Annotated in this window: 22 protein-coding genes; 9 read left to right on the forward strand and 13 right to left on the reverse strand. The window is 72.7% G+C overall.

Going from position 1 to position 24,827, the window contains the following annotated elements; genetic code table 11:
* The first annotated feature begins 16 nt into the window (after positions 1-16).
* Entirely contained in the window at positions 17-232 is a 216-nt protein-coding gene (locus tag Q3W68_RS07425) for a DUF3073 domain-containing protein (RefSeq protein WP_013283429.1), read from the forward strand.
* Positions 233-382: 150 nt separating this feature from the next.
* Here the strand turns inward: Q3W68_RS07425 and amcA are convergent, their stop codons facing one another.
* The 5 genes from amcA to Q3W68_RS07450 form a co-directional block, all read right to left on the reverse strand.
* The gene (gene amcA, locus Q3W68_RS07430) at positions 383-595 is read right to left on the reverse strand and encodes a multiple cyclophane-containing RiPP AmcA (RefSeq protein WP_302904713.1); all 213 of its coding nucleotides are present in this window, start codon (positions 593-595) and stop codon (positions 383-385) included.
* A complete protein-coding gene (amcB, locus tag Q3W68_RS07435; protein ID WP_302904979.1) occupies positions 576-1,667 on the reverse strand; it encodes a cyclophane-forming radical SAM peptide maturase AmcB in 1,092 nt (363 codons plus the stop codon). The genes amcA and amcB overlap by 20 nt, the downstream gene beginning before the upstream one ends.
* A 127-nt stretch (positions 1,668-1,794) precedes the next feature.
* Positions 1,795-2,949 (reverse strand): phosphoribosylformylglycinamidine cyclo-ligase, encoded by a 1,155-nt coding sequence (purM, locus tag Q3W68_RS07440; protein ID WP_302904714.1) that lies wholly within the window; start codon positions 2,947-2,949, stop codon positions 1,795-1,797.
* 57 nt (positions 2,950-3,006) lie between these two features.
* Entirely contained in the window at positions 3,007-4,524 is a 1,518-nt protein-coding gene (gene purF / locus Q3W68_RS07445; RefSeq protein WP_302904715.1) for an amidophosphoribosyltransferase, read from the reverse strand.
* A 168-nt stretch (positions 4,525-4,692) separates the two neighbouring features.
* Positions 4,693-5,046, reverse strand: coding sequence for a sterol carrier family protein (locus tag Q3W68_RS07450; protein WP_262015986.1), 354 nt, complete (start codon positions 5,044-5,046; stop codon positions 4,693-4,695).
* Between the two features lie 160 nt (positions 5,047-5,206).
* On the opposite strand from Q3W68_RS07450, the gene Q3W68_RS07455 reads away from it, so the two are divergent.
* On the forward strand, positions 5,207-7,465 hold the full coding sequence (locus Q3W68_RS07455; RefSeq protein ID WP_302904717.1) for a carboxypeptidase-like regulatory domain-containing protein: 2,259 nt from the start codon (positions 5,207-5,209) through the stop codon (positions 7,463-7,465).
* Between the two features lie 92 nt (positions 7,466-7,557).
* Here the strand turns inward: Q3W68_RS07455 and Q3W68_RS07460 are convergent, their stop codons facing one another.
* The 4 genes from Q3W68_RS07460 to purS form a co-directional block, all read right to left on the reverse strand.
* Positions 7,558-8,307 carry a 2-phosphosulfolactate phosphatase gene (locus tag Q3W68_RS07460; protein ID WP_302904718.1) on the reverse strand — a complete coding sequence of 250 codons (750 nt, stop codon included), beginning with the start codon at positions 8,305-8,307 and terminating at the stop codon, positions 7,558-7,560.
* A 10-nt stretch (positions 8,308-8,317) separates the two neighbouring features.
* Complete coding sequence (gene purL, locus Q3W68_RS07465) at positions 8,318-11,032, reverse strand: phosphoribosylformylglycinamidine synthase subunit PurL (protein WP_302904719.1); 2,715 nt, start codon at positions 11,030-11,032, stop codon at positions 8,318-8,320.
* A gap of 64 nt (positions 11,033-11,096) precedes the next feature.
* Entirely contained in the window at positions 11,097-11,780 is a 684-nt protein-coding gene (purQ, locus tag Q3W68_RS07470; RefSeq protein WP_018785472.1) for a phosphoribosylformylglycinamidine synthase subunit PurQ, read from the reverse strand.
* Positions 11,777-12,040 (reverse strand): phosphoribosylformylglycinamidine synthase subunit PurS, encoded by a 264-nt coding sequence (gene purS / locus Q3W68_RS07475; protein WP_184680923.1) that lies wholly within the window; start codon positions 12,038-12,040, stop codon positions 11,777-11,779. The genes purQ and purS overlap by 4 nt, the downstream gene beginning before the upstream one ends.
* A 470-nt stretch (positions 12,041-12,510) precedes the next feature.
* Between purS and Q3W68_RS07480 the strand changes: the two genes are divergently transcribed.
* Both Q3W68_RS07480 and Q3W68_RS07485 read left to right on the forward strand, forming a co-directional pair.
* Positions 12,511-13,194, forward strand: a complete 684-nt coding sequence (locus tag Q3W68_RS07480) for a trypsin-like serine protease (RefSeq protein WP_302904721.1) — start codon at positions 12,511-12,513, stop codon at positions 13,192-13,194.
* A gap of 12 nt (positions 13,195-13,206) precedes the next feature.
* Positions 13,207-13,782, forward strand: a complete 576-nt coding sequence (locus Q3W68_RS07485; protein WP_302904722.1) for a YbjQ family protein — start codon at positions 13,207-13,209, stop codon at positions 13,780-13,782.
* Positions 13,783-13,873: 91 nt separating this feature from the next.
* On the opposite strand, the gene purB is transcribed toward Q3W68_RS07485, so the two are convergent.
* The 3 genes from purB to Q3W68_RS07500 all read right to left on the reverse strand — a co-directional run bounded on the left by purB (position 13,874) and on the right by Q3W68_RS07500 (position 16,651).
* On the reverse strand, positions 13,874-15,298 hold the full coding sequence (purB, locus tag Q3W68_RS07490) for an adenylosuccinate lyase (RefSeq protein ID WP_302904723.1): 1,425 nt from the start codon (positions 15,296-15,298) through the stop codon (positions 13,874-13,876).
* Positions 15,299-15,386: 88 nt separating this feature from the next.
* The gene (locus Q3W68_RS07495; RefSeq protein WP_302904724.1) at positions 15,387-16,139 is read right to left on the reverse strand and encodes a hypothetical protein; all 753 of its coding nucleotides are present in this window, start codon (positions 16,137-16,139) and stop codon (positions 15,387-15,389) included.
* A complete protein-coding gene (locus tag Q3W68_RS07500) occupies positions 16,136-16,651 on the reverse strand; it encodes a SigE family RNA polymerase sigma factor (RefSeq protein ID WP_302904725.1) in 516 nt (171 codons plus the stop codon). The genes Q3W68_RS07495 and Q3W68_RS07500 overlap by 4 nt, the downstream gene beginning before the upstream one ends.
* A 218-nt stretch (positions 16,652-16,869) precedes the next feature.
* Between Q3W68_RS07500 and Q3W68_RS07505 the strand changes: the two genes are divergently transcribed.
* A complete protein-coding gene (locus Q3W68_RS07505; protein WP_302904727.1) occupies positions 16,870-19,161 on the forward strand; it encodes a PKD domain-containing protein in 2,292 nt (763 codons plus the stop codon).
* A gap of 54 nt (positions 19,162-19,215) precedes the next feature.
* Here the strand turns inward: Q3W68_RS07505 and Q3W68_RS07510 are convergent, their stop codons facing one another.
* Positions 19,216-20,508, reverse strand: coding sequence for an acetyl-CoA C-acetyltransferase (locus Q3W68_RS07510; protein ID WP_302904728.1), 1,293 nt, complete (start codon positions 20,506-20,508; stop codon positions 19,216-19,218).
* Positions 20,509-20,563: 55 nt separating this feature from the next.
* On the opposite strand from Q3W68_RS07510, the gene Q3W68_RS07515 reads away from it, so the two are divergent.
* From Q3W68_RS07515 to Q3W68_RS07530, 4 genes are all read left to right on the forward strand, one after another.
* Entirely contained in the window at positions 20,564-21,922 is a 1,359-nt protein-coding gene (locus Q3W68_RS07515) for a 3-oxoacyl-ACP reductase (protein ID WP_302904729.1), read from the forward strand.
* Positions 21,922-23,004 carry a MaoC/PaaZ C-terminal domain-containing protein gene (locus tag Q3W68_RS07520; protein ID WP_302904980.1) on the forward strand — a complete coding sequence of 361 codons (1,083 nt, stop codon included), beginning with the start codon at positions 21,922-21,924 and terminating at the stop codon, positions 23,002-23,004. The genes Q3W68_RS07515 and Q3W68_RS07520 overlap by 1 nt, the downstream gene beginning before the upstream one ends.
* Positions 23,005-23,090: 86 nt before the next feature.
* The gene (locus Q3W68_RS07525) at positions 23,091-23,843 is read left to right on the forward strand and encodes an NUDIX domain-containing protein (protein WP_120574060.1); all 753 of its coding nucleotides are present in this window, start codon (positions 23,091-23,093) and stop codon (positions 23,841-23,843) included.
* On the forward strand, positions 23,840-24,823 hold the full coding sequence (locus tag Q3W68_RS07530; protein WP_302904730.1) for a serine/threonine protein kinase: 984 nt from the start codon (positions 23,840-23,842) through the stop codon (positions 24,821-24,823). Before Q3W68_RS07525 ends, Q3W68_RS07530 begins: the two co-directional genes overlap by 4 nt.
* Positions 24,824-24,827: the final 4 nt, after the last annotated feature.

Here is a 24,827-nt window from a genome sequence, read left to right on the forward strand (position 1 = left end):
GCGAGGGGGTCGAGCCATGGGGCGCGGCCGTGCTAAGGCCAAGCAGACGAAGGTGGCCCGGGAGTTGAAGTACCACTCCCCGAACACCGACCTAACCGCCTTGCAGCGCGAACTGGCGGGTAGTGGAAAGTCTGAGCACAACTTCGACGACGACTACAAAGAGTATGTCGACGACGATGACGAGGACCACGCGGACGACGACCCGGACACCTGGGCTCGTCCGACCCGCTGACCTCCGGTCACATCTGAGCACGCGGTAACCCCCGCGTGCTCACGCATGTGCTCTGCCGAGCCGGCGTACGACCGACGATCAGGGACCTGCCGGCGCTCCGGGGCGTCCGCTCCGACGCGCCGGCAGGTCCTTGATCCCGGAACCGTCCCCTCAGCGCGGCCGGTTGTTCCAGTTGTAGAACGTCGGGATGTTCTCGAAGTGGTTCCACGCGCAGACCGCGCCGGCGCCGTCACCGCCCGACACCTCGGCCCGCAGCAGCCGCGCCGCCTCCGCCTCGTGGAGCAGAGCGGTAAGCCCCGCAGCGGCGTCCCGCACCCGGTCGGCGATCGCCTCCCGGTCGGTGTCACTGATGGTCTCGGGCATGCTCCAACACTCCCTCCAGTAGGCGGATCTTGCTGTTCCGGCAGTGCTCGGTCTCCGTACCGTCGAAACGCCCCAGCTCGAAGTAACGGTTGGCGGCGTGCCCACCGCCACAGAACCCGAAGTACGCGCAGGACGCCCGGCACGCCTCCACGCCGGTGAGGAACTCGTCCACCCACGGCGTACCGGCCGCGCCGGCGAGGATGTCGCCGAGCGGCGTGGTGAGCACGTTCCCGCTGGCGAAGTCGCCGTACCGGGGGTCGGTGAAACCGGCCAGCTCGGGCGAGAGCACCACCACCGAGCCGTCGTGCCCGACCGTCGGGATCGGGTCGAGACTGCGCGGCAGCAGGTCGTCGGCGGTGCCGGCCAGCACCGCGCCCGCGTACCGCAGCGACCACTCCACCTCACGCAGGTGGATCCGGGGATCCCGGCGCCACGCCGCCACCAGCTCCGCCCAGAACCCGGTGACAGCGCCCTCGTCGCGGGCGTTCGTCCGGGTGTTGACGCCCTCGGTCTCCTCGATGTTGACGCCGAGCACGTCGCAGCCCAGGTCGAGGAAGTAGTCGTACAGCTCGGTCGCCAGGCCCGGCTCCGGCCGCGAGACCACGGCGAGCGCCGAGAACGGCAGGCCGTGGTGGCGCAGCGCCGCGACGCCCGCCACGATCCGGTCGTACGCGGGCCGCCCGCCCCGGGTGACCCGCTCGCCGTTGCGCGCCCGCGGCCCGTCCACGCTGACGCTGACCCGCACCCGGTGCTCGGTGAAGAACGCGCACCAGGCGTCGTCGATCAGCGTGGCGTTGGTCTGCACGTGGTGCTCGACGTCGGGCCCGAACGGCGCCAGCAGCGCGGCCAGGTGCTCCCGGCCGGCCGCGAGCGGCTCGCCCCCGTGCCAGACCACGGAGAAGCGACCGCCCGCCGCCCACGGTTTCACCGACGCCGCCACCGCCTCGGCGACGGCCACCGGCATCCGCCTGTCGGCGGCTCGGAAGGGGAGGTAGCAGTAGGCGCAGTCGAGGTTGCACAGCGTCGTCGGCTGCATCACCACGTACGACGGGACGGCGGCGATGCCCCGCATCCCTCCGGGTGTGCGCGCAGCCATCAGCACCTCCCCCGCCTGCCTGAAAACCGAACCTCCAGGCTAGGCCGCGGCGACCGCTCGGGTGAACCCCCGATCACGTGCCCGGCCGATCGGCGCAGGGTGATCAGCCTCGGGTGTGCTGCCCGACCATCTGCACGTTGCCGGACCCCTCGATGATCTCGCCGGCCTGCCAGGCGTCCACGCCGCGACCGGTCAGGGTGGCCAGCGCGCGGTCGGCGTCCTCGGCGGAGACGATCGCGAACATACCGACGCCCATGTTGAACGTCGCCTCCATCTCCGGGTCCTCGATCCGGCCCTTGGTCTGGATCAGGTCGAAGATCGGCTGCGGCTTCCAGGTGGAGCGGTTCACCACCGCGTCGACGTGCTCGGGCAGCACCCGGACCAGGTTGCCGGGGATGCCGCCGCCGGTGACGTGGGCCAGCGCCCGCACCTCGGCCTCGGCGATCAGCTTCAGGCAGTCCTGCGCGTAGATCTTGGTCGGGGTGAGCAGCTCCTCGCCGAGCGTCCGCTGGCGGCCGAAGTCGTCGATCACCACGTCCAGCCGCATCCGGCCGGCGCCGAGCAGCACGTGCCGGACCAGCGAGTAGCCGTTGGAGTGCAGGCCGGACGAGCGCATCGCGATCACCACGTCGCCCACCTCGACCCGCTCCGGGCTGAGGATCTCGCTCTCCTCCACCACGCCGACGCCGGTGGCCGAGATGTCGTACTCGTCGGGGCGCAGCACGCCCGGGTGCTCGGCGGTCTCGCCACCCAGCAGCGCGCAGCCGGCGTACCGGCAGCCGTCCGCGATGCCGGCGCCGATCTCGGCGACCTTGTCCGGCACGACCTCGCCGGTGGCGATGTAGTCGAGCAGGAACAGCGGCTCGGCGCCGCAGGCCACCAGGTCGTCGACGACCATGGCGACCAGGTCGATGCCGACCGTGTCGTGGATGTCGAGCTGCTGGGCGATCACCAGCTTGGTGCCCACGCCGTCGGTCGAGGAGGCCAGGATCGGGTTCTTGTACTTCTTCGTGTCCAGCCGGAACAGGCCGGCGAAGCCGCCCAGGTCACCCATGACCTCGGGGCGCCGGGTCTCCTTGACCTTGGACTTGAGCAGCTCGACCGCGCGGTCGCCCGCCTCGATCGACACCCCGGCGTCGGCGTACGAGACCGAGCGTTTGCGCTGCGTCCGGCCGGACCCCGCCGACCAGGGCTGGCGGTCGCCGCCGGCGCCCGTCGGGCTGGATCCTGCGCCGCTGCGCTCGGACACGTGCGTCACGGTTCTCCCCTTTGTGGTTCCCGCGGGCCCGGAGCGGCCGGACCCGCGTCGGTGGTGCTACGGGTGGTGGGTCGGTGTGGCGACGAGCGGACCGGTCGGCCCGGCCGCCTCGGCGGCGACCCGGCGTCCCACTCCTTCGAGCACGTGCTTGCCGATCAGGTTCCCGGCCGGCAGTTCGATCGGGTACTCCCCATCGAAGCACGCCCGGCAGAGCCGGCTCTTCGGCTGCTCGGTCGCGGCGATGAGGCCGGGCAGCGATACGTAACCGAGCGAGTCGGCGCCGATGGACCGCCGGATGCCCTCGTTGTCCAGCCCGTTCGCGAGCAGTTCGGCGCGGGTGGCGAAGTCGATGCCGTAGAAGCAGGGCCAGCTCACCGGCGGCGAGGAGATCCGGACGTGGACCTCCAGCGCGCCCGCCTCGCGCAGCAGCCGGACGATCGCCCGCTGGGTGGTGCCCCGCACGATCGAGTCGTCCACCACCACCAGGCGCTTGCCGCGTACGTTCTGCCGCAGCGGGTTCAGCTTCAGCCGGACGCCGAGCGCGCGCAGCGTCTGCGAGGGCTGGATGAACGTGCGCCCGACGTACGGGTTCTTCATCAGGCCCTGGCCGTAGGTGATGCCTGATTCCTCGGCGTAGCCGATCGCGGCCGGCGTGCCGGACTCCGGCACCGGGATCACCAGGTCGGCCTCGACCGGGTGCTCCTTGGCGAGCTGGCGGCCGATCTGCACCCGCGCGGCGTGCACGTTGCGGCCGGCGATGGTGGCGTCCGGCCGGGCGATGTACACGTACTCGAAGAGGCAGCCCTTGGGCTCGGGCGAGGCGAACCGGCTGGACCGCAGCCCGTTCTCGTCGATGGCGATCAGCTCGCCCGGCTCGACCTCGCGGACCACGCTCGCGCCGACGATGTCCAGCGCGGCGGTCTCGCTCGCCACCACCCAGCCGCGTTCGAGCCGGCCGAGCACCAGCGGGCGTACGCCGTGCGCGTCGCGCGCCGCGTAGAGCGTCGACTCGTCCATGAAGACGAAGCTGAACGCGCCGCGCAGCTGCGGCAGCACCTCGAGCGCGGCCGCCTCGACCGACAGGTCGGGCCGGCTCGCCAGCAGCATGGTGACCAGCGACGTGTCGTTCGTCGAGCCGTCGGAGTCGAGCCCCCGCACGGCGGCCTCGCGCTGCAACTCGGCGGTGTTCACCAGGTTGCCGTTGTGCGCCAGCGCGATCGTGGTGCCGGCGGTCGTGGCGCGGATGGTCGGCTGGGCGTTCTCCCAGGTCGAGCCACCGGTGGTGGAGTAGCGCGCGTGCCCGATGGCGACGTGCCCGCGCAGGCTCGCCAGCGTCGGCTCGTCGAACACCTGGGCGACCAGGCCGAGATCCTTGTAGACAACGACACCGGAGCCGTCGCTCACCGCGATGCCCGCGGCCTCCTGACCGCGGTGCTGGAGGGCGTAGAGCCCGAAGTAGGTGAGGTTGGCGACCTCTTCACCCGGCGCCCAGACGCCGAAGACGCCGCATGCGTCCTGGGGGCCGGGTCGCTGGGGGTCAAGGTCGTGGCTCAGCCGGCCATCGCCTCGGGGCACCTGCCGCTCCCTCGCAGTGGGGTCTGGACTGGCCTGGCGGAGTCAGGGGGTCAGCTCCGCACACATGGGCCGGGACCGTCGTCGGCTCTCAGTGTACGCGACCAGCAGTGGACACCGACAGTCACGAAGCGCCCGCTCAGCGTGAGCTGAGTTTGCGCTGCTCGACGCCTAGATCGGAAGGTACGGCGAGAGGTCAGCCCGATTTCCGGATACGCGGATCCGACCCTCGGTGACCGTTTCCGCCCATCCGCGGCGCCCGGTGGCGACCGCCAGCCAGGTCGCCGGATCCATCTCCACCACGTTCGGCGGCGTACCGCGGGTGTGTCGTGGACCACTCACGCACTGGACCGCACCGTAGGGTGGAACGCGCACCTCCACCGATCGGCCGGGGGCGCGATCCGCGAGGGCAGCCAAGAGCGTCCGGACCGCCTCCCGGAGCACCGGTCGTTCGGGCGTACGCCCCTCGTCCAGCGCCGCCAGGGCGGCGAGTACCGCTTCGGAATAAGCGTGCGGAGAGGACACGACGGGACGATACGACCCGGCAGAAGGCCGTCCGACGGCGGCCCTGGGTAGAGATGATCCGGTCAGACAAGGCATAGTTGCCGACGGCGTTATTCGTACCGTGAGTGATCAACGTCGGCCGAGCGGCCGGCGGGGAGATCAGACTCGGAAGGCGGTGGACGTGTCAACACACCGACGTGCCTGGAAGCAGCGGGCCGGTGTGGTCGTAGCGCTGGTCTTCGGCGCCCTGCTCACCGTCCCCGCATCCCCCGCCCTCGCCGCCGGCGTCAGCGTCTCGCCGGGATCGATTACGGTCAACGCCGGAAGCGACGCGACCGTGAGCGTTCAGGTCACTCCCGGCGACGGCGACGAGAGCGCGGAGATCGGCCTGACCGGCCTGCCGGCCGGTGTCAGCTGCGCCTCGGGCTGCGGCCAGATGAACTTCCCGCCTGGGAACAACAGGCCGAGGACGCAACTGCTCACCATCCGCGCCAACGACAACGCGCAGGACGCCAACGCCTCGGTCACGGTGCAGGTCCGGCCCAACAACTCGGACCCGGCCACCGGCAACTTCCAGTTGGCGGTCAAGGGCAAGGTCGAGGCGCCGCAGCAGCCGCAGACGGTCAAGACGGTGTCCGGCAAGGTGGTGAACGCCGACGGCGATCCGATCTCCGGCGCCCTCGTCATGCTCCGCGACAGCGCGGGCAAGGAACGTCGCACCAACACCAGCGGCAACGGCAACTTCAGCTTCAGCGGCTCCGAGTCCAACCCGATCGCGCCCGGCCGGATCGACCTCGGCGCCTCCACCGACGGTGCCTCGCCCGTCGCCCGGTCGATCAACGCGAACGCCGGCCAGTCGGTGACCGGCGTCCGGCTCAGCATCCAACTGAAGGCGTCGGCGAGCCCGAGCGCCAGCCCGTCGGCGAGCGAGTCCGCCCCGCCGTCCGAGGAACCGCTCGACGAGGAGGCGACCGACACCCCGTCGGCCGAGGCGCCCGCCGCGCAGCAGCCGGCCGCCAACGAGGACTCCGGTGGCTTCGGCTCCTGGCTGCTCATCCTGCTCGGCGGCCTCTTCGTCGCCGTCGGCGTGGGCACCATCGTGCTGCTCTACATGCGCCGCAAGAACGAGGGCGACGACGGTGACGGCGACGGTCCGGGTGGGCCGACCGGTCCGGGTGGCCCCGGCGCGGCCGGCGCGATCCCGGCAGCCCGGGGTGCCTACCACGGCACCGACGACCAGACCCGGGTCGTGAACGGCATGGGCGCCGGGCCGGCCGCGACGATGGTCGGCGGCCCCTCGATCAGCGACGCCCCCACCATGCTCCAGCGGCCGGTCGTGGACGACGTCCCGCCGGACCCGTACGGCGCGCCGCCCGGCCCGGCGTACGGCGCAGGCGGCCAGGGCGGCTACGGCTACGGCGACGACGCGCCCGGCCAGGGCGGCTACGGCGGCGCGGGCGGCTACGGCAACGCGCCCTCCTCGGGCGGCGGCTACGGCAACGGCCCCTCCTCCGGGGCCGGGTACGGCAGCCCGGACTACGCCGCAGGTGCCGCGGCGGGCGCGGCCGGATACGCGGCCCAGGGCGGCGGCTACGGCAACGAGCGCTTCGACGAGCCCACCGGCCGCTACACCGGTGACAGCACGCAGTACGCGCCGGCCGCCGACCCGTACCCGACCAGCACCTACCAGCCGGAGCAGGACCGCGGCTACGACCAGGCCGGCTCGGCCCCGTACGGCCGTGGCCCGGAGCAGGGCGACGGTTACGGCGCGGCCGGTGGCTACGGCGCCGCACCGGGCGGTTACGACGGCGGCGCGACCGGCGGCTACGACAGCACCCGTCAGCAGGGCGGGTACGGCGAACCCACCGGGGCCTACGGCAACGCCGCGGGCGGTGGCTACGGCGACAACCCGGCCGGCGGGTACGGCGACGCCCCGGCCTACGGCGGCGGCCGCGCGGCGGGCGGCGGGTACGGCGACGGCGCGACCGGCGGCTACGACAGCGCCTCCACGGGTGGCTACGGCGACGCCCCGGCCGGCGGCTACGACAGCGGCCGTCAGACGGGCGGATACGGCGAGGCCCCCGCGGGTGGTTACGACAAGGGTGCCGGCGGCTACGACAACGGCGCGACCGGCGGGTACGACAGTGGCCGTCAGCAGGGCGGCTACGGCGACGCGCCGGCCGGCGGCTACGGCAACGCCGGTGGCGGATACGACGGCGGTCACCAGTCCGGCGGCTACGGCCAGCAGGGCGGCGGGTACGGCGACGGCTACGGCCAGGCACCGCAGGGCGGTTACGGCCAGCCGGGCGGCTACGGCCAGGAGCCGCCGCCGCAGCAGCGCGGGGGCGGCTACCCCAACGACCCGGCGCAGGCGGGTCGCGCACGCCCGGACGGGCAGGCGGACCGGGGCGGACGACGCCTCGACTGGCTGGACGACTGACAGCCACCAGATGTGAGAACTGTGGCCGCCCGCGAACAGCGGGCGGCCACAGTCGTCAGCGAACCCCCGCAGGACGGGAGCGGAAGCGGTGCTCAGGCGGGGGCGAAGTAGCCCTGGCGGAGCACCGGCACCACGTCGGAGACGCCCACCTCGGTCGCGACCGCGACGTCCTCGGCGAAGCCGCCCTCGGCGAGTTCCCGCCCGGAGACGCATCCCCGGACCGCCGCCGGCACGTCCGGTGTGCTCGCCAGCGCGGCGAGCGCCATCGCGGCCTCCACCGAGAGCCCGCCGGGCACCCCGGCGAGCGCGTCGAGCACGCAGGCCGCACCGAGCTGGTCCTCCACGCACGGCCGCAGTGACCCGTCGGGCCAGCGCTCCCCGGCCGCCACCACGCCCACCGGCGCGTCCTTCGAGCCGTACCCCTCGGCGCGCAGCCAGCGCCCGACGGCGGGTGCGTTACGCAGGCACGCCGCGACCACCGGCACGCCGGTGGCGCTCGCGGCGGCGCTGATCGCCGAACCGTTCGGCGACGGCAGCACCAGGTCGGCGACGACCGGTGCGGTCCGCAGCGCCGCCGGGGACAGCGACCACTGGTGCTCCGCCGTCGTCTTCCGGCGGCCCACAGCGGCCACGGCACCCACTCGGCGGGCGTAGTCCGCGGCCTGCTCACCCCACGGGAACGGGTGCACCCGCATGCCGCGGCTCACCGCCACCTCCACGGCGGTGGTGAACGACAACACGTCCACCACCACCAGGGCGGCACAGACCCGGCCGAGTTCCGCCGCCCCGGTCAGTCCCCAGTCGAACCGGGCACCAGCACCGGGTTGGGTGAAGACGGCCAAGGCCAGCGCCTCAGCGCTGACCCGGCGCCGGCTCACCGGAAGCCGGACCGTCGGACCCGTCGGCAGCCGCCGACTCGTCCTGGGCCGGGGTTCCGTCGACCGCCGCCGTACCGTCGGCCGACGTGGCCTCGCCGGACGCCTCGGGCTTCGCAGCGACGGCGGGCGCCTCGGGCTCCGCCGCGACGACGGGCGCGGACGCCTCGGCCGGCGGGGTGTCCCGGCCGGCCTTGGCGATCGGCTCGGCGTCGACAGCGGCCGGGTCCACGCCCACCGGCTGCTCGGCCGTGGCCGGAAGCACAGTGGTCGTCCCGGTACGGGTCGCCTCGACCTCCACCCGGGCCGCCTCGGCCGCACCGAACAGGCGCGGAAGCGTACCGGTGTGCGCCTCGCGCAGCTCGTCCAGGCCGATCCGGAACTGGCCGTGCACCTCCAGCGCGCCGGAGGCCGGGTCGGTGACGCCGACGAACTCCCACGGCACGCCGCGCTCGGCGCAGAGGGCGGTGAACGCCTTCTCGTGGCCGCGCGGCACCGACACCAGCACGCGGCCGGCGGACTCGCTGAACAGGAACACGAACGGCATCGAGCCACCGGCGAAGTGCTCCGGCACCACGACCCGGGCGCCCACGCCGCGGCGCAGGGCCGACTCGACAAGGCTCTGCGCCAGGCCGCCGTCGGACAGGTCGTGCGCGGAGCTGAGGTGCCCGACCCGGGCCGCCTCGGCCAGCAGCTCGGCGAGCTGCCGCTCGCGGGCCAGGTCGACCTGCGGCGGGATGCCGCCCAGGTGCTCGTGTGTCACCCAGGCCCACTCCGAGCCGGACAGCTCGACGTGCGTCTCGCCCAGCAGGAACAGCTGGTCGTGGTCGCCGGCCGGACGCGGCACGAAGCCCATCGGCACCCGGTCGGCGACGTCGTCCAGCACGCCGAGCACGCCGACCACCGGGGTCGGGTGGATGGCGGCGGCACCGGTCTGGTTGTAGAAGCTGACGTTGCCGCCGGTCACCGGGATGCCCAGCTCCAGGCAGCCGTCCGCCAGGCCGCGCACGGCCTCGGCGAACTGCCACATGACGCCCGGGTCCTCGGGCGAGCCGAAGTTCAGGCAGTTGGTCACCGCGATCGGCTTCGCGCCGGTCACCGCCACGTTCCGGTACGCCTCGGCGAGCGCCAGCTTCGTCCCGTGGTACGGGTCGAGGCGGGCGTACCGGCCGTTGCCGTCGACGGAGAGCGCGACACCGAGGCCGCTGCGCTCGTCGATCCGGATCACGCCGGAGTCCTCCGGCTGGGCGAGCACGGTGTTTCCGAGCACGTACCTGTCGTACTGCTCGGTGACCCAGGTCTTGTCGGCCAGGTTCGGCGACGCGATCATGCGCAGCACGGTCTCCCGGAGCGCCTCCGGGGTGCTCGGCCGGGGCAGCGTCTCGGCGCGGTCGGCCTGGAGCAGGATCAGGTCGGCCGGCTCGCGCATCGGCCGGGCATACACCGGGCCGTCGTCGACGAGCGAGCCCGGCGGCACGTCCACCACGAGCTGGTCGCGCCAGGTGATGACCAGCCGGCCCGGCTGGCCGTCCGCCGACGGCGCGGTGACCTCGCCGATGGCGGTGGCCCAGACGCCCCACTTCTCGGCGGTCTTGAGCACCGCGTCGAGCTTGTCCGGCGAGACGACGAGCAGCATCCGCTCCTGGGACTCGCTGGCCAGGATCTCGTGCGGCTCCATCGACGGCTCGCGCAGCGGCACGCGCTCCAGCCACACCCGCATGCCGGTGCCGGCGGAGGCGGCGGTCTCGGTGAGCGCGCAGGTCAGGCCGGCGCCGCCGAGGTCCTGGATGCCGACGACCAGTTCGGCGTCGTACAGCTCCAGGCAGGCCTCGATGAGCAGCTTCTCCATGAAGGGATCGCCCACCTGCACGGACGGGCGGCGCTGCTCGCTGCCCTCGTCGAAGGTGGCGCTGGCGAGCACCGACACGCCGCCGATGCCGTCGCGGCCGGTCTTGGCGCCCATCAGCACCACGATGTTGCCGGGGCCGGTGGCGTCCTTCTTCTGCAGCCGGTCGACCGGCAGCACGCCCAGGCAGAGCGCGTTGACCAGCGGGTTGCCCTGGTAGCAGGGGTCGAAGACGACCTCGCCGCCGATGTTGGGCAGGCCCAGGCAGTTGCCGTAGCCGCCGACGCCGGCGACCACGCCGGGCAGCACCCGGGCGGTGTCCGGGTGGTCGGCCGCGCCGAAGCGCAGCGGATCCATCACGGCGACCGGGCGGGCGCCCATGGCGAGGATGTCACGGACGATGCCGCCGACGCCTGTCGCCGCGCCCTGGTACGGCTCGACGAAGCTCGGGTGGTTGTGCGACTCGACCTTGAAGGTCACCGCCAGCTCGTCGGAGACCCGGACCACGCCGGCGTTCTCCCCGATGCCGGCGAGCAGCCGGTCACTCGGCGGCGCCTTCTCGCCGAACTGGCGCAGGTGCACCTTGCTCGACTTGTAGGAGCAGTGCTCGCTCCACATGATCGAGTACATGGCCAGCTCGGCCTGGGTGGGCCGGCGGCCGAGGATGTGCCGGATCCGGTCGTACTCGTCGTCGCGGAGGCCCAGCTCGGCGTACGGCTGAAGCTCCTCCGGCGAGTCGGCGGCCCGGGGAACGGTGTCCACGCCCAGCGCCCAGTCGTCGGTCGGGCCGGCCTGCGGCACCACGCCCTGCGGCTCGCGCAGGGCCGGGTCCGGATGGGTGGTCATGACGTCTCCTTGCTGCGCTCGCCGCCGGTGCGGCCGGTGGGCCGACCGATGTTCCCGGCCACCATCACGCCGGCGCTCCCACCAGATGCTTGAGCACGGAGGTGAAGAAGCCGAGGCCGTCCAGGGAGGGGCCGGTGAGCGCCTCCACCGCGTGCTCGGGGTGCGGCATGATGCCGACGACGTTGCCGGCCTCGTTGGTGATCGCGGCGATGTCGCGCTGCGATCCGTTGGGGTTGCCGCCGACGTAGCGGGCCACGACGCGGCCCTCGCCCTCCAGCCGATCGAGCGTCGCGGGGTCGGCGACGTAGCAGCCCTCGCCGTTCTTGACCGGGATGAGCACCTCCTGGCCCGGCTGGAACGCGTTCGTCCAGGCGGTGCCGGTGCTCTCGATCCGCAGGACCTGGTCCCGGTTGCGGAAGTGCAGGTGCTGGTTGCGGGTGAGCGCGCCGGGCAGCAGGTGCGCCTCGCAGAGGATCTGGAAGCCGTTGCAGATGCCGAGCACCGGCAGACCGCCACGCGCGGCCTGGACGATCGTCTCCATCACCGGGGCGAACCGGGCGATGGCGCCGCAGCGCAGGTAGTCGCCGTAGGAGAAGCCACCGGGCAGGACGACCGCGTCCACCCCGTGCAGGTCCGGGTCGCCGTGCCAGAGCCGGACCGCCTCGGCGCCGGCGATCCGTACGGCCCGGGCCGCGTCCCCGTCGTCGAGGGAGCCGGGGAAGGTGACCACACCGACCCGGGCGGTCACGACTGCGCGCCCGCGGTCTCGTCGGCGTTGACCACGCGGACGGTGAAGTCCTCGATGACCGGGTTGGCCAGCAGCTTGTCGGCGATCTCCCGGGCCCGGTCCAGGTCCGGTTCGCCGGTGAACTCGATCTCGATCCGCCTGCCGATCCGAACCGAGGCGACGTCACTGACGCCGAGGCGGGGCAGCGCGTTTGCGACGGCCTGGCCCTGCGGATCGAGGATCTCGGGCTTGAGCATGACGTCGACTACGACGCGAGGCACTGGGCACTCCTGACTGTGTACGCAGTTGGGTGCCGGCCCAACAATCGGGCGAGCGCAGCCAGCCTACCTGGCAGATACCGCCCGGCCCGCACCGGCCGGGGGCAGTTCCGGCACTGATCGGCCCCGCCGGCGGCGCCGGACGGGCACCGTTGCCCGTTCGTTGCGGCGTCGATGCGAATTCGTTGCGCTCCGTGCTCGTGGGCGCCCCTCGACAACACCTCCCAGCAGGCATTCTGCCGCGAAACACCCCACCTTGGACCGGTATCCGACAGCGGACCCGCGGGGTGCGCGGCGCTCGTCACGCCATCGGCGTGATTCGATCCGCATCTTGTGACAGAGGGTGGCACCGCCGTAACATGCATCGTCAGATGTCGATGAATCAGATCGACGTCCCTCGCCGGCCCACCCCATCCGGCGGGTGTCACCCCCCGCCCGGCACCCCCGGGCGTCCGCGCAGAAGGAGCCCCGACATGCGCCTCCGTCCCCTGCTCGCCGTGCTGACCACCGCGCTGGCCGGCGTCCTGGCCACCGCCTCCGGCGCCGCCGCCGCGCCGGCCGGCCCGCAGCCGATCATCGGCGGCGGCACCGTCTCGTCGGCGCCGTGGGCCGCCGCCGTCTTCAGCAACGGTTCGTTCACCTGCTCCGGCAGCGTGATCGCGCCCCAGTGGGTGCTCACCGCCCGGCACTGCGTCAGCGGCACCATGTCGGTCCGGGTCGGCAGCGTCTACCGCGCCTCGGGCGGCGTGACCCGCACCGTGAGCGCCTCCTACAGCCGCTACGACCTGGCCCTGCTGCGCCTGTCCAGCACGGTCAGCACCTCCACCGTCTCGCTGGCCACCAGCAACCCGCCGGTCGGCTCGACGAACACCATCTACGGCTGGGGCATGACCTGCTACAGCGGCTGCAGCGCGTCGTCGCAGCTCAAGACCGCCAGCGTGCAGGTGACCAGCAACAACGCCACCGACGCGTACGGCGGCCAGGCGATCCGGAGCACCCGGATCAACGGCAACGCGTGGCGGGGCGACTCGGGCGGCCCGCAGTTCTACAACGGCCGGCAGGTCGGCGTCGCCTCCACCGCCGACGGCCAGAGCATCCAGAACTACGGCAGTGTCGCGTACAACCGGGCCTGGATCACCTCGACGGCCGGTGTCTGACGGTTGATGCCGATGCGGCGCGGATCGGTCGGGTGCGGCCCGGCCATCCGCGCCGCGCCGTTTTTCAGCATCCGATCAGCTGAACACGGCTCGCGAACCACCCGGCCGGGGACTGACAGCATCGGAAGCGTGCTGGTAGTGACGACGGATCAACTGCCCGGCTACGAGATCCGCCAGATCCTCGGCGAAGTGGTCTCCTCGATGGCGAGGACCCGCAACCCGTACCGCGAGGGGGTCAAGAACCTGCGCGGTGGCGCCTACGACCCGATGGCGCCGGACAACCTGACCCGGTGGCGTACCGACTCGGTGGCCCGCCTCGGTGAGGAGGCGCGCCGCCTGGGCGCGAACGCGGTGATCGGCATGCGCTTCGACAGCCGCGACTGCGGCGAGATGTGGATGGAGATCTGCGCGTACGGCACGGCGGTGATCGTCGCGCCGAAGATGCCGGACGTCATGCCGCCGGACCAGCCGGCGATCGCGGCCGAGACCGCCCACGACCCGGAGATCGCCTCCGCGCCCGGCGGCATCGCCGAACCGGCGAGCGCCCCCAACCTGAGTTCCGCAGCCGAGACCCCCACCGGCCCCTGACCCCTTGCCTTGCCTTGCCGGATCGATCATGAAGTTGACAGCAGGAATGATCTCCCTGAGTGCCACCAACTTCATGATCGACCAGAAAAGGTCAGAGGATGGGGGGCGGGGAGTAGGCGGCGGCCTGCGGGTGGGCCTCGACGACCCTGGTGATTCTTGCGGTCACGCGGTTGACCTGGTCCGCGGCGGCGCCCACGAAGGCGTTGCGGTCGGCCACCAGGGTGTCGATCTCGGCCGGGGTCAGGCCCAGCCGGCCGTCGGCGGCGAGCCGGTCGAACAGGTCGTTCTCGGCCGCGCCCTTCTCCCGCATCGCCAGTGCCACGCCGACCGCGTGCTCCTTGATCACCTCGTGTGCGACCTCCCGGCCCACACCTCGGCGTACGGCCGCCACCAGGATCTTCGTGGTGGCGAGGAACGGCAGGAAGCGCTCCAGCTCCCGGTTGATCACCGCCGGGTACGGGCCGAACTCGTCCAGCACGGTGAGGAACGTCTGGAACAGCCCGTCGGCGGCGAAGAACGCGTCCGGCAACGCGACCCGGCGCACCACCGAGCAGGAGACGTCGCCCTCGTTCCACTGGTCACCGGCCAGCTCGCCGACCATCGACAGGTAACCCCGGATGATCACGGCGAAGCCGTTCACCCGCTCCGACGAGCGCGTGTTCATCTTGTGCGGCATCGCGCTGGAGCCGACCTGGCCCGGCTTGAAGCCCTCGGTGACCAGCTCCTGGCCCACCATGAGCCGGATCGTGGTCGCCAGCGACGACGGCGCGGCGGCCACCTGGGCCAGCGCGGAGAGCACGTCGAAGTCCAGCGAGCGCGGGTAGACCTGGCCGACGCTGTCCAGCACCCGGCTGAAGCCCAGGTGCTCGGCCACCCGCTGCTCCAGCTCGGCGACCTTGCCGGCGTCGCCGTCGAACAGGTCGAGCTGGTCGGCGGCGGTGCCGACCGGTCCCTTGATCCCGCGCAGCGGGTAGCGGCCGATCAGGTCCTCCAGCCGCTCGTACGCGATCAGCAGCTCCTCCGCCGCCGACGCGAAGCGCTTGCCCAGCGTGGTGGCCTGCGCGGCGACGTTGTGCGACCGGCCGGTCATCACCAGCGCCGAGTACTCGCCCGCGTGCCAGCCCAGCCGGGCCAGCGTGGCGACCACGCGGTCCCGGATCAGCTCCAGCGAGGCGCGGATCTGGAGCTGCTCGACGTTCTCGGTGAGGTCACGGGAGGTCATCCCCTTGTGCACGTGCTCGTGCCCGGCGAGCGCGCTGAACTCCTCGATCCGGGCCTTCACGTCGTGCCGGGTGACCCGCTCCCGGGCCGCGATCGAGGCCAGGTCGACCTGGTCGACCACCCGCTCGTACGCCTCGACGACCCCGTCCGGCACCGGCACGCCGAGGTCACGCTGGGCCTTGAGCACCGCCAGCCAGAGCCGGCGCTCCATCCGGACCTTCTCCTCCGGCGACCAGAGGGCGACCAGTTCGGGCGAGGCGTACCGGTTGGCGAGCACGTTCGGGATCGTCGTCACGTACCTCAGTCTTTCATGACGCCCGGGCCGGCCCCGGCGACGCCGGTACCCGGTCCGGCGTGTGGGCAGGCCGGACCGGGACGCAGCGTCAGCCCAGCCGGATCTCCGGGTCCAGCGCGACAGCGGCCATCTCCTCGGCCGTCAGCAGGTGCCGGTCGCTCGACGAGTGCGCCTGCACTGTCACCTGGGTGCCGTCGGTCCGTTCGACGTGCGCGTACCGGACGGCGACCCGCTGCCGTGGCGACGCGGGTGGCGCACGGTAGCCCTCCACGTCGTACGTCAGCACCCGCTCGCCGTTGGGCCCGGTGAAGGACCGGCAATCGATCATGCTCTCCCTGCACTCGTCCGGGCCGATCGCCTGACCCGGAAGCGGCCGCCCGACGTTGACCGCTAGGTAGGACCGAACGGTGCCCCGGGCAGCGACACCCACCCCGAACCAGCCGGTCATGGACTCCCACCGGAACGGTTTCACCGACCACTGAGGGTCGTCGGTGAGCGGGCCGTTCCAGGTCTTGTGGTCGGTGACCGGATCGGCGCCCCGTACCCACCGCAGGTCTGCGGCCTCCCGGTCGAGCGCGGCCAGCATCGCCGACCGCAGGCGCTCCGGCTGGGTCCGGGCGGTGGCGGACGCGGCCGAGTAGGCGGGCGCCGGACCACCTGAAGCACCCGGCTGCACGACCACGCCGGCGCCGAGTGCCAGTGCCAGCACCGCTGTCGCCGAGGCGTACGTCCCCACCCGCAGCCGGCGTCGCCGGCCCTCCCGCGCCACCAGGGCGTCCACGTCGACCGCCGTCGGCGGCGCGTCCCCGATCGCCTCGTCGAAGATCTGCCGGTACGTCATCTCTGCCTCCCGCTCTCCACTGCCGAATGGTGCGAGGCGAGCAGCCGCAACGTCTCCAACGCGCGGGCGGCCTGGCTCTTCACGGTGCCGGTGCTGACGCCCAGGATCTGCGCGGTCTCCTCGACGGACAGGTCGCAGTAGAACCGGAGCACCACGACCGCCCGTCGCCTCGGCGCGAGCCGGCCCAGCATCTCCAGCAGCATCTCCCGCTCACCGACCGACGGCTCCCCGGCTGCCAGGTCCGCCCGGTCCGGCACCTCGTCGGTGCTGCGCTCCCGCCGCCACGGCCGGCGCCGCTCGTCGAGCCACGCGTTGGTGAGCATCCCCCGGACGTACGCGTCGAGGTTGTCCGCGCCGAGCGCCCGCCGCCAGTTGCGGTAGAGCTTGCCCAACGTGATCGACACAAGGTCGTCCGCCGTGTGCCAGTCCCGGCAGAGCAGGTACGCCGTCCGGCGCAGCGGCTCCAGCCGGGCGGTCACGTAGTCGCGGAACTCCTCGTCGCGCCCGGTCACGAAGTGCCACCCCTCGTTCGCCTCATGCCCAGGGGACGGAACGGAGCACCGGACGGGTTGCCGCCGACCATCGCCGATCTCCCGCCCCGCGCCGGTGACTCCGGACCGTGACCGGGCGATTCCGATATGTCAGGCGGGACAGCCGCGCGGGGCGTCTCACGCGAGGATCGTCCGGTCCGGATCGATCCGGGCCGTTCTCTTCTTCATGGGGGATCCAGATGCGCAGACCGTCCCTGGCGGGGCTGACCGTAGCCGCACTGGCCGGCGGCTCCCTGCTGCCCCTGGCCACACCGGCCCAGGCAGCCGACGCGACGACGCTCTACGTCCGGCAGAACTCGGCCGCGTGCTCCGACACCGGGCCCGGCACCCAGGCCGCGCCGTTCTGCTCGATCGGTCCGGCGGTGGCCCGGGTCGAGGCCGGGCAGACAGTCGACATCGGCGCGGGCACGTACGCGGAGCGCGTGACGGTCGCCCGCTCCGGCACCCCCGACCAGCCGATCACCATCCGGAACACCGCCGGCAGCAACGGCCGCATCAGCGGGCCGGAGGCGGGGGTGCTGGTCGACGGGCGGCACGACGTCGTGCTCCGCGACCTGTGGATGACCGCGCTCGCCGACGTACCCGGGCTCGACCTGCGGGACTCCAGCGGAATCACGGTGCAGGGCGGCTCGTACACGATGTCGGGCAGGTCCGCCACGCCCGTCGTCCGGTTCACTGCGGTCACCCGGTCGGTCCTGTCGCAGACCACGATCACCACGCCGGGTAACGGCATCGTCCTCGACGCCGCGACGACCGGCGTCGCCCTCCGGTCCCCCGTGCTGTACGGGGGCAGGCTCGGCTCCGACGTCGGTCCCGGCACGGGTATCCGGGTCGACGGGCCGGGAAACCAGGTGTCGAGCGGCACCATCGCGGGCTTCGACGGCGCGGCCGTCCTGGTCGGTCCCGACGCCGCGGACACCGAGGTCGTCAACAACCAGGTGTCCGAAGGTGACGGCATCGGGATCCACAACAACGGGGCCGCCCGGACGGCTGTCACAAACAACGAGGTCCGCGGCCGCTGCTCGGGGGCCGTCCGCGTCGACGGTTCGTCGGCCGGCGCATCGGTGCAGAACAACGTCCTGGTCAGCAACATCGATACGACCTGCTACGACAAGCCGGTGCTCGAGCTGTACGACGATTCCGGCAAGCGGGTGACTGTGGACTACAACAACACCGCTCAGACTTTCGTCCCGAGCGCGTCGAGCTACTCCTGGAACGGCACCACCATGGATCTGGCCCGCTTCCGGACGGTGTCCGGGCAGGCCGCTCACGACAGGGAGGGCAGCGGGTCCGCTGTCCGGGAGGACTCGGCGAACTCGGCCGCGCCCGGCTACCCGGCCACGGACCGCACCGGAGCGGGCCGGGCGGACAACCCGGCCGTGCCGAACACCGGCTCCGGGCCGGTCCCGTGGGCCGACCGGGGACCGACCGAACTCCTCGGCACTCCGAAGGCCGTCCTCGACATCAGGTACGACCCGGACACCTCCTCGGTCACGCTCGACGCGTCCGCGTCGACTCCCGGGTACGTCCCGCTGACCACGTACGTGTTCGACTTCGGTGACGGCACCGTGGTGACCCAGGACAAGCCGGTCGCCTCCCGCACCTACACGAGGACCGGTACGTTCACCGTCTCGGTCAAGGTCTCCGGCAGCGACGGCCGCGTCGGCGCCTCGCTCGGCCTGCTGGTCAGCGTGCTGCCGCGTACCGGGTCGATCGGGCTGCTGTCGCTGTACAACCTGCGCTTCGCGAACGCGCCCACCGCCGGATCCAGCGTGCAGGCCGACCAGGCCACGATGGGTGCGGGCGGCCAGTTCGACCTGATGGACGCCGGCAACGGGCGGATCGCGCTCTTCTCCCGCGCCACCGGCAAGTACCTGAGCAACAACGGCGACACGATCAAGCCGCTCTTCCCCACGGTGACCTCGAACTCGACGTTCGAGCTGCTCCGCAACGCCGACGGCACGGTCAGTCTGCGGGGGGAGAACGGCGGCTACGTCGGTGTCTCGTCGAGCACCGCACTCACCGCTGTCGCGTCCACCGTCAACACCGGGGAGAAGTTCTACCGGGTGAACGTCTCCGACTCGAACCGCACGCTGAAGGCCGCCGTCAACAGCAAGTACGTCAGCGCGGAGAGCGCCGGCGCGAAGCCGCTGATCGCGAACCGCGACACCGCCGGTCCGTGGGAGACGTTCGACCTGGCGGATCTCGGATCCGGGCAAATGGGTGTCTTCTCGCACGCCAACAGCCGCTTCGTCTGCGCGGACAACGTCGGCCTCAACCCGCTCATCGCCAACCGCACCAGCGCGGGCGCGTGGGAGAAGTTCACGGTGACCCGCAACGCGGACGGCACCACCAGCCTCAAGGCGACGATCAACAGCCGCTACGTCAGCGCCGACAACGTCGGCACCAATCCGCTCATCGCCAACCGGACCACGATCGGTCTCTGGGAGAAGTTCACGGTCGGCGGCTGAGCCGTCCACGACACCCGACGCCCGCCCGGCTGCTCACCGGGCGGGCGTCGCCCGTCAGCGCTCCAGGATCGCTGTCACGCCCTGCCCGCCGGCCGCGCAGATGGAGATCAGGCCGCGCCCGCTCCCCTTCTGGTCGAGCAGCTTGGCCAGCGTCGCGACGATCCGGCCGCCGGTGGCGGCGAACGGGTGGCCGGCCGCCAGCGACGACCCGTTGACGTTGAGCTTGTCCCTGTCGATCGAGCCGAGCGGGGCGTCGAGGCCGAGGCGCTCCTTGCAGAACTCCGGCGACTCCCAGGCGGCCAGGGTGGCCAGCACCTGCGAGGCGAACGCCTCGTGGATCTCGTAGAAGTCGAAGTCCTGGAGGCTCAGGCCGGCGCGGGCCAGCATCCGGGGCACCGCGTACGCGGGGGCCATCAGGAGGCCCTCGTCGCCGTGCACGAAGTCGACGGCGGCGGCCTCGGACCAGGAGAACCAGGCCAGCACCGGCAGGTTGTGCGCCTTGGCCCACTCCTCGGAGGCGAGCAGCACGGTCGACGCGCCGTCGGTGAGCGGTGACGAGTTGCCGGCGGTCATGGTGGCCCGCTCGGCGTCCGCGCCGGAGGCGCCGAAGACCGGCTTGAGCGAGCCGAGCTTCTCCAGGCTGGTGTCCGGCCGCAGGTTCTGGTCGCGGGTCAGCCCCAGGTAGGGGGTCATCAGGTCGTCGAAGAACCCCTTGTCGTACGCGGCGGCGAGCCGCTGGTGCGAGCGCAGCGCCAGTTCGTCCTGCGCGGTGCGGTCGACGTTCCAGCGCAGCGCGGTCCGGGCCGCGTGCTCACCCATCGAGAGCCCGGTACGCGGTTCGGCGTTGCGCGGGATCTCCGGCTTGAACGGCTGGTGCGGGCGCAGCTTCGCCGCGATCTTGAGGCGTTCGCCGAGCGTACGGGCGGAGTTGAGCTGGATCAGGGTGCGCCGCATGTCCTCGTTGACGGCGAGCGGCGCGTCGGAGGTGGTGTCGACGCCACCGGCGATGCCGACCTCGATCTGCCCGAGCGCGATCTTGTTGGCGACCAGGATGGCCGCTTCCAGCCCGGTGCCGCAGGCCTGCTGGATGTCGTACGCGGGGGTGTGCGGGTCGAGCCGGGAGCCGAGCACCACCTCGCGGGTGAGGTTGAAGTCGCGGGAGTGCTTGAGCACCGCGCCGGCCACGACCTCGCCGACCCGCTCGCCGGCGAGCCCGAACCGGGCGACCAGCCCGTCGAGCGCCGCACCGAGCATGTCGGCGTTCGACGCGTGCGCGTAGCGCGAGTTGGACCGGGCGAAGGGGATGCGGTTGCCCCCGATGACCGCGACCCGCCGGACACTCTGCACGATCGGCCTCCCTCGAAACTGTTGCCCGAACCCTACTCGCCAGTAGGCTACGCCTATGACCGACAGGTACGCGAGCTTCGTCCAGACGGGGGCCGGTCGCGCGCTGGTCAAGCGCCTCGGGCTGCCCGACCCGCCCCGACTGCGCCGGCACACGCCGGGCGACCCGCTCGTTCCCGGGCCGGTCCTGCTCGGCTCCTCGGCCGGCGGCCGGATCGCCGAGCCGGCCGGCAAGATCCTGACCGCCGCCGGGGTCGAGCTGGCCGACCCGGTCGCCGCCCACGACGCCGACCGCCGCTTCGCGGCCCTGGTGTACGACGCCAGCGGCATCACCGACTCCGCCGGGCTGCGCCAGCTCTACGACTTCTTCCACCCGCAGGCCCGCTCGCTGCTGCCGAGCGGCCGGGTGATCGTGCTGGGCACCCCGCCGGCCGAGTGCGGCTCCCCTCGGGAGGCTACCGCCCAGCGCGCGCTGGAGGGCCTGACCCGCAGCATCGGCAAGGAGTTCGGCCGGGGCGTGACCGCCCAGCTCGTCTACGTGACCCGCGAGGGTGACGCCGGCACGCCGGTGAGCCTGGAGTCCACGCTCCGGTTCCTGCTCTCCGGCCGCTCCGCGTACGTCTCGGGCCAGGTCGTACGCGTGGGCACCGGCACCGCGGTCGCGCCGGCCGACTGGGACCGGCCGCTCGACGGGCAGGTGGTACTGGTGACCGGCGCGGCCCGGGGCATCGGCGCGGCGCTGGCGAAGGTGCTGGCCCGCGACGGCGCCCAGGTGGTGGCGCTGGACATCCCGGCGGCCGGGGACGAGCTGGCCGCCGTCGCAAACGACATCGGCGGCAGCGCGGTGCAGCTGGACCTGACCGCACCTGATGCGCCGGCCCGGCTGGCGGAGCATCTGGCGTCCCGGCACGGCCGGGTCGACGTGGTGGTGCACAACGCGGGCATCACCCGGGACAAGACGCTGGGCCGGATGGACGCCGACCGGTGGGACTCGGTCATCGACGTGAACCTGTCCAGCCAGGAGCGCATCAACGACGTACTGCTGGAACGCGACCTGATCCCGGCCGGCGGCCGGATCGTGTCGGTCTCGTCGATCGCCGGGATCGCCGGCAACCGGGGGCAGACCAACTACGCGACGAGCAAGGCCGGCGTGATCGGCCTGGTCGACTCGCTCTCCCCGGTGCTACGCGAGCGCGGGATCAGCCTGAACGCCGTCGCGCCGGGCTTCATCGAGACCCGACTGACCGCGCGCATCCCGCTGACCATCCGCGAGGCGGGACGACGGATGAACAGCATGGCCCAGGGCGGCCTGCCGGTGGACGTGGCCGAGACGATCGGCTGGCTCTCCTGGCCGGCGACCGGCGCGGTCAGCGGCAACGTGGTCCGGGTCTGCGGCCAGAGCCTGCTGGGGGCGTGATGGCACCCCGTGACCACGAGGAAGACGACCTGACCCTGCACGACCTGATCGAGGGCCCCACCCGCGACCTGACCTCCGCCCGAGCCGCAGCCCTGGCCCAGACCCGATCCCACCCCGCCCCCACCCCCACCCGCCCAGCTCCCGACGATCATGAAGTTGACGGCACTTCTGGAGATCCACAAGGCAGCCAACTTCATGATCGACCGGGTGAGACAGCGGCGGGACGGCGGCGGGTGCAGCTGGAGCGGCTGCCTGCCAGTGGGGCGCTGTACCGGCGGGCGCTGCTGGGAGTGGTGCCCGGGGTCGGGGGGCGGCGCGGGGCCGACGTGCCGGGGCTCGAACTGGCCGTCGGCGGGGTCGCGGTGGATCAGCGGCATCTGGCGGACTACGACCGGGTGTGCGGGTTCCGGCTGGGCGACCGGCTGCCCGCGACGTACCTGCACGTGCTCGGGTTCCCGCTGTCGCTGCGGCTGATGACGGGTCCGGGCTTCCCCATCCCGCTCACCGGCGTGGTGCACGTGGCCAACCGGATCACCGTGCACCGGCCGGTCGAGGTCGGCGAGCGCGTCGACTTCCACACGTACGCGGAGAACCTGCGCCCGCACGAGCGGGGCCGTCAGCTCGACGTGGTGCTGATCGGGTCGATCGGCGGCGAGGAGGTGTGGCGCGGCGTGTCCACGTACCTCGGGAAGGAGCGCGCCGCGGGCGGCGGCCCGCGGCGCGACCGGGGTGACCGCCCGGCGCCGCCGGCCGCCTCGGCGTTGTGGCGGGTGACGCCCCGGGTGGGCACTGACTACGCGCGCGTCTCCGGCGACCACAACCCGATCCACACCTCGAAGCTGGGCGCGCGGCTGTTCGGTTTCCCGCGCCCGATCGCGCACGGCATGTGGAGCAAGGCCCGCTGCCTGGCCGCGCTGGAGCCCCGCCTGCCCGAGGCGTACACGGTGGACGTGTCGTTCAAGCTGCCGGTGCCGCTGCCGTCCACAGTCGCGTTCAGCGCCTCGGTGATCGACACGGGCTGGGACTTCGCGCTGCACAGCGCCCGGGACGGGAGACCGCATCTGACCGGTTCCGTGCGCTGAGTGAAAGAGGGGACTTGCCGTCCCCTCTTTTCGGCGCTAAGTTGTTCTCAGATTGAGTTGTTCTCAAGCTGAGAGAGTGAGCGGCCGTGAACGAGCAGGACTTCCTCGCCGGGTACGACCCCCGGGACTACCCGGCGGTCGCGGTCACCGTCGACGTGGTCGCGCTGACCATCCGCGAGGGCGCGCTGCACCTGCTGCTGATCCGCCGCGGCGCGCCGCCCTACGCGGGACACTGGGCGCTGCCCGGCGGCTTCGTCCAGCCGGACGAGGACCTGGCCGCGGGTGCCCGGCGGGAGCTGGCCGAGGAAACCGGCCTCGGCGGCGAACGGCTGCGGCGGGTGCACCTGGAACAGCTCGGCAGCTACGGCGCCCCGGACCGCGACCCGCGCATGCGGGTGGTCTCGGTCGCGCATCTGGCGTTCGCCCCCGACCTGCCCGACCCGGTCGCCGACACCGACGCCGACGAGGCGATCTGGCTGCCGGTCACCGCGCTCACCAGCCGGCAGCTCGCCTTCGACCACGGCCGGATCATCGACGACGGTCTGGAGCGCGCCCGCTCCAAGCTGGAGTACACGCCGCTGGCCACCCGGTTCCTCGCCCCCGAGTTCACGATCACCGAGCTGCGGGAGGTCTACGAGACGGTCTGGGGCCACCCGCTGCACGCCGGCAACTTCCACCGCAAGGTGCTCTCGGTGCCCGGCTTCGTGGAGAGCACCGGCGCCAGCACCGAACGCGGCGGCGCGCGCGGCGGCCCCCGGGCCAAGCTCTACCGCGCCGGAGACGCCCGGCTGCTGCACCCGGCGCTGCTGCGCCCCGCCCGGGAGGAGACGGTGCGGTGAGGACCGAGGAGGCGATCCGGCTGGTCACCGCCGCGCGCACCGACGCCGACCTGTTCGGCACGCAGGAGCCCGCCCGCCGCTACCGCGAACTCGTCGGCGCGCTGCACCCCGACCGGCTGGGCGCGGCCGACCCGGGCGTACGCGCCGCCGCGGCCGAAGCGCTCGTCACGGTCACCACGCGCTGGCGCACGCCCGCCCCCGCGTACACCGGCGACGTCGCCACCCTGCACGAACGTAAGGAAGGGCCCCCTGTTAACGCCTCCGGTAGAGGAAGGGCCCCTTCTTATCACCTCGCCAAGGTGTGCCGGCACCCCGGCGACAACGACCTGATGGCCCGCGAAGCGCGCGCGTTGCGCCGCATCGCCGAGCGCGGCGACGCCAAGCACCTCGCGTACGTGCCCCGGCTCGTCGACTCCTACCCGGCCCGCGACCCGTCGACCGGCGTGCAACGGCAGGTCAACGAGCTGGTGACAGTACCCGGGCTGCGCAGCCTGGACGACGTGCGCCGCGCGTACCCCGACGGGCTGGACCCGCGCGACGCGGCCTGGATGTGGCGGCGGCTGCTCGTGGCGCTCGGCCTGGCCCACCGGGCCGGCGTCGTGCACGGCGCGGTGCTGCCCCGGCACGTGCTGATCGAGCCGGACGCCCACGGCCTGGTCCTCGTCGACTGGTGCTTCTCGGCCGAACCGGGCGGGCTCGTGCCGGCGCTCGTGCCCGGCCACGAGGACTGGTATCCGCCGGAGGTCGCCGCGAAGCGGCCGTGCGGGCCCGGCACCGACATCGCGCTCGCCGCCCGCTGCATGACCTGGCTGATGGGCGACCGCGCGCCGCGCGAGCTGCGCGCCTTCGCCGACGGCTGCCAGGGCGCCGCGCTCGCCACCCGGCCCGACGACGCCTGGCGGCTGCTGCGCGAACTCGACGAGGTGCTGCACCGGCTGTACGGGCCGCGCACCTTCCGACCCTTCACCCTCAACCCGTAGGGAG

This window comes from Micromonospora sp. C28ISP2-4 (genome assembly GCF_030519385.1).
Classification (GTDB): Bacteria; Actinomycetota; Actinomycetes; order Mycobacteriales; family Micromonosporaceae; genus Micromonospora; species Micromonospora tulbaghiae.

Bases quoted from the DNA above. Each gene is read 5' to 3' on its own strand.
- Q3W68_RS07505 (WP_302904727.1), top strand. From the start codon at position 16,870: ATGCGCAGACCGTCCCTGGCGGGGCTGACCGTAGCCGCACTGGCCGGC.
- Q3W68_RS07425 (WP_013283429.1), top strand. From the start codon at position 17: ATGGGGCGCGGCCGTGCTAAGGCCAAGCAGACGAAGGTGGCCCGGGAG.
- Q3W68_RS07515 (WP_302904729.1), top strand. From the start codon at position 20,564: ATGACCGACAGGTACGCGAGCTTCGTCCAGACGGGGGCCGGTCGCGCG.
- amcB (WP_302904979.1), bottom strand. From the start codon at position 1,667: ATGCGGGGCATCGCCGCCGTCCCGTCGTACGTGGTGATGCAGCCGACG.
- Q3W68_RS07495 (WP_302904724.1), bottom strand. From the start codon at position 16,139: ATGACGTACCGGCAGATCTTCGACGAGGCGATCGGGGACGCGCCGCCG.
- Q3W68_RS07485 (WP_302904722.1), top strand. From the start codon at position 13,207: ATGCGGCGCGGATCGGTCGGGTGCGGCCCGGCCATCCGCGCCGCGCCG.
- amcA (WP_302904713.1), bottom strand. From the start codon at position 595: ATGCCCGAGACCATCAGTGACACCGACCGGGAGGCGATCGCCGACCGG.
- Q3W68_RS07520 (WP_302904980.1), top strand. From the start codon at position 21,922: ATGGCACCCCGTGACCACGAGGAAGACGACCTGACCCTGCACGACCTG.
- purL (WP_302904719.1), bottom strand. From the start codon at position 11,032: ATGACCACCCATCCGGACCCGGCCCTGCGCGAGCCGCAGGGCGTGGTG.
- Q3W68_RS07480 (WP_302904721.1), top strand. From the start codon at position 12,511: ATGCGCCTCCGTCCCCTGCTCGCCGTGCTGACCACCGCGCTGGCCGGC.